This is a genomic window from Dinghuibacter sp., from assembly GCF_035492835.1.
Lineage (GTDB): Bacteria > Bacteroidota > Bacteroidia > Chitinophagales > Chitinophagaceae > Dinghuibacter.
Genome location: NZ_DATJIY010000143.1, coordinates 1 through 4205 on the forward strand (window position 1 = coordinate 1; position 4205 = coordinate 4205).

The 4205-nt window shown below is 57.7% G+C and carries 4 protein-coding genes; 2 read left to right on the top strand and 2 right to left on the bottom strand.

The features are described from left to right. Positions 1–125 precede the first annotated feature (125 nt). Both bcp and VL547_RS13225 read right to left on the bottom strand, forming a co-directional pair. Entirely contained in the window at positions 126–599 is a 474-nt protein-coding gene (gene bcp / locus VL547_RS13220) for a thioredoxin-dependent thiol peroxidase (protein ID WP_325578491.1), read from the bottom strand. A 12-nt stretch (positions 600–611) separates the two neighbouring features. Beyond that, complete coding sequence (locus VL547_RS13225) at positions 612–2267, bottom strand: M23 family metallopeptidase (protein WP_325578493.1); 1656 nt, start codon at positions 2265–2267, stop codon at positions 612–614. Between the two features lie 370 nt (positions 2268–2637). On the opposite strand from VL547_RS13225, the gene VL547_RS13230 reads away from it, so the two are divergent. Beyond that, entirely contained in the window at positions 2638–2865 is a 228-nt protein-coding gene (locus VL547_RS13230) for a hypothetical protein (protein ID WP_325578495.1), read from the top strand. A gap of 229 nt (positions 2866–3094) precedes the next feature. Continuing rightward, on the top strand, positions 3095–4205 hold a 1111-nt coding region (carB, locus tag VL547_RS13235), incomplete at its 3' end, for a carbamoyl-phosphate synthase large subunit (RefSeq protein ID WP_325578497.1).

The following is a 4205-nucleotide window of genomic DNA, read 5'->3' on the forward strand; positions in this document are numbered from 1 at the left end:
GGGGTAAATGAGGCATCCTACCCCACATCCGCCCCGCCTACCCTAAGGCCTGCCGGAACGGTCACCGAAGCCTGCCGAAGCGGTGCAAAGACAAGCACGCCAAAGCGAAGCAAGCCAGGGAAAACTCAGGAGACGACGCGCTCCCAGGCGTCAAGCACCTCCTGGGTATGATTCCCGGTATCCGGTTTCAAAATAATATCGCGGATAATCCCCTTCTCATCAATCAGGAACGTCTCGCGAAGCGTCCCCATGTAATTCTTGCCGAACAGCGTCTTTTCGCCCCAGACGCCGTAGGCCTCGTTGATCGATCTGGAAGTATCCGCTACCAGGGTGAAGGGCAGCGAGAACTTCGATTCGAACTTCTTGTGGCTTTTCTCGTCGTCCGTGCTGACGCCAAGGACGACGTAACCCTTGCGTTGCAGCAGGGCGTAGTTGTCGCGGAGGTTGCAGGCCTGCGCGGTGCAACCGGGGGTGTCGTCCTTGGGGTAGAAATATAAAACGACCTTTTTCCCGAGGTAGTCGGACAAGGACACCTTCTTTCCGTCCTGATCCGTGGCGGTGAACGCCGGGGCGACGTCGCCCGCTTTCAAATGACTCATGGTACAATAGATTTAACGCGTGAGATTATAGTTCTTCTGGATGACGTTCCCAGCCTCGTCCTCGGCCGAAACCGTCAGGACGTGCCGGCCCGGCGGGAAGTGCTCATCCAACACATAGGTGTACACATCTCCCTTATAGCTAAACATGAGCCATTTCCCGTCCAGCTCCGCCCGCACGCCCCGGAGCTCGCCGAGGTTGTCCGTGACGCGCACCCGTAAAGCGCCGTGGACCACGGCCCCGTCCCTGAAGTCGAGCGGCTGGATGTCGGGGGGCGTTTCGTCCCTTACCAACCGGAATAGTCCAAGGTCCTTGAGCTTTGCGCTGGCCCACCCCTTAGCCCAGGTCACACGGGCGACGTGCCGGCTGCTGCCCGGACCGTGCACGACGATGACGTACTTGCCCGAACGGTCGGACTCGGGATTGAAGAACGGAGCCAGACTGGATGTCGGCGGGACGTGCGTGTCATCCAGAACCCTCGCATGAATGCTGACCGTAAACGAATCCTGTACCGGTATCAAAGAAGATAAAACGCCGTACACCGGTGACATGGCAACCGTGCCGGGGTCCGCGGGTAGTTCGCGCAGCGTCGGGAGGATCGCCGGGGCAGAGGAATCGGGCAGCTGCCTATAAGCGCCGCTCAGGACGCTATGCTGAAACACCGGCCGCACCGCATCATACAACGCATGCTCCGGTAGGTACAACAAAAACTCCCCGTTCTCAAAAACGTTCACCTGGTTCGGCTGGAACAAATCCCCCTGGTCCACGTCCGGCGCGGGTCCCGACCGGCGTAGCGTAAACGCCGCCACCGACAGGTTCCCCAGGGCATCCCGGACTTCGATCCGGATATTGTGCGGCGCTTCGTCGTCCAGGTGGACCGATCCATCCCCGTCAAAGGAGCGGTAGACCGGGAGCGCATCCCCCGGCAGCGGTGTCAGGAACTCTACGGAGGGCCCGCCCCCTGTCTTCAGGCTGTAATCCGTATGGGCGTTGACGTATCGCGTCTGCTGGTAACCAAATTTATCCAGGGTGAAACCGGAAACCGGTTTCCCATCCTTAAAAACGGTGGCGGAATAGATACCAAGCGCGTTGGCCGATCCTGTCTGGCGGTCCACCGCGCCGATGGCGAGCCGCACATCGGATGCGTAGGTGGCAACGCCGCCGCCGGGAACGGAATATCCGGAACCGGACCGCACCAGCGGCAAAATCCGGGGGACTTGCAGGTAACTGCTGATGCCGGCATCGTACACGCCCAACCGCAACAGGGACGGCGGCGTGGCGTCGGCCAGAGGCAACCCGAACAAGGCCGGGTTACGGTTTTCATCGGTCCTCGTGTCGCGGATTTCGAAGTGCAGGTGGGGCGCCATCGAGCCGCCCGTGTTGCCGCTGTAAGCAATGAGCTGGCCCTTTCGCACCGGGAAATTTCCCGGGGGGATGTCAAGGAGTACTTCCCAGCGTTCGAGTTTGTACTGTTGCGCTTTTACATACGCGGCCAGTTCGGGGGTAAAATGGTCCAGGTGTACGTACACCGTCGTGTACCCGTTGGGGTGATCGATGTAAATCGCGTTTCCGAAACCGGACGATTCGATCTTTACGCGGGAAATATACCCGTCTGCTGCGGCGTAAACGGGAAAACCGATGCGACCGTTCGTTTTTATGTCGAGGCCCATGTGAAAGTGGCCCGGCCGCAACTCGCCGAAATTGCCCGCGAGATGTATCGGTAAATCGAGCGGGTCCCTAAAGTATCCTTGAGGATACCCGCTTTGTGGTATTTCCTGGGCGAAAGAAAAGTTGTAAATTACAGCGAAATTCCACCCTAAGAGAAGCCGCACAATCCATCTCGTCCTTTGTCGGATAACCATAGCCAGATCTTATTAACGGATAGTTTGCAAAAATAGCCTAGCCATTGTTATTTCTGGCGGAAACTGTTAACTAAATGAAAATCGTAGGTTTTGGTACAGCGTTTGACTAAAATTTCTTGTCATATAAAGGGAGGTTAGTTCTTCGCCGTGATCAAAGCACCTAAAAAATCTGTGGGTTATGAAAAGGACCGTTTACACACTGAAAAAATGGGCAACGATGGTTGCCGAATGGCCTGGAAGGGTTTTTCATCGCAAAGGTGAAAACGTAGCTGTATGGAATGACGGATTTAATTACGTACATCCCTATGACCCCTTTTACCAAGGCAAAAAGAAAAAGAAGCGCGCCTCCGAAGTCAAGCTGGACGAGTTCGAGATTTCCGCCTATCACGACGGAGCAGTGAAGTAGACCACGGGGACGTACATCGCGGCGCGGCCCGCGAGCAGTCTTTCTTTTTCGTTTTTTTATAATACGCGAAGATATTCAAAGGGTTACGAAACAATCGTAACCCTTTCCGTTTTCCAGCAGACGCCTGCGTCGCCTGGGAAAACTGTCCGGCCCCACCCGGAAAAATCGCTCATCGGCCGCGCCGCTTTTTTCCGTAACTTCGCGCCCGAAAAAGCCCCCCCACTTAGAAATGCCCAAAGACAATTCCATTAAGTCAGTCCTGATCATCGGCTCGGGGCCGATCGTTATCGGCCAGGCCTGTGAATTCGACTATTCCGGCACCCAGGCTTCCCGGAGCCTGCGGGAAGAAGGCGTACACGTCGTCCTGATCAACAGCAACCCCGCGACGATCATGACCGACCCGATGATGGCGGACAAGGTCTACCTGCTCCCGCTGAACGTCGACAGTATCGAGAAGATCCTCCAGGAGAACCAGATTGACGCCGTCCTGCCCACCATGGGCGGTCAGACGGCCCTGAACCTGGCCAAGGAAGCGGAAGAACTGGGCATTTGGGAAAAATACAACGTCCGCCTGATCGGCGTCGACATAAAAGCCATCGACAAGGCCGAAGACCGGGAGAAGTTCCGTCAGTGGATGATCGAGCTCGGCGTCCCCGTCGCTCCGGCCAGGACGGCCAACTCCTGGCTCGAGGGCAAGGAATTCGCCCAGGAGATCGGATTCCCCCTCGTCATCCGCCCCTCCTTTACCCTGGGCGGCACCGGGGGCGGCTTCGTACATGGTAAGGAAGACCTGGATGAGGCCCTGAACCGCGGTCTGACCGCCTCCCCCATCCACGAAGTGCTGGTGGAAAAGGCGGTGCTCGGTTGGAAAGAGTTCGAGCTCGAACTCCTCCGGGACGCCAATAACAACGTCGTCATCATCTGTACGGTCGAGAACTTCGACCCCATGGGCGTCCATACCGGTGACTCCATCACCGTGGCCCCCGCGATGACGCTGAGCGATACGGCCTTCCAGCTGATGCGCAACACCGCCATCCGGATGATGCGCGACCTGGGCAATTTCGCCGGCGGGTGCAACGTCCAGTTCGCCCTCGACCCGCAAACGGAAGGGATCATCGCCATCGAGATCAACCCCCGCGTGAGCCGGTCCTCCGCCCTGGCTTCCAAGGCTACGGGTTACCCCATCGCCAAGATTGCCGCCAAGCTGGCCATCGGATTCACGCTGGACGAGCTGAAGAACCAGATCACCCAGTCGACCTCCGCCTATTTCGAGCCCGCGCTGGACTACGTCATCGTCAAGATACCCCGTTGGAACTTCGACAAGTTCAAAGGCGCCAACG

What these genes read in the sequence shown, in the direction of transcription:
- bcp (WP_325578491.1), bottom strand. Translation starts at nt 599, where the DNA reads ATGAGTCATTTGAAAGCGGGCGACGTCGCCCCGGCGTTCACCGCCACG.
- VL547_RS13225 (WP_325578493.1), bottom strand. Translation starts at nt 2,267, where the DNA reads ATGGGCCTCGACATAAAAACGAACGGTCGCATCGGTTTTCCCGTTTAC.
- VL547_RS13230 (WP_325578495.1), top strand. Translation starts at nt 2,638, where the DNA reads ATGAAAAGGACCGTTTACACACTGAAAAAATGGGCAACGATGGTTGCC.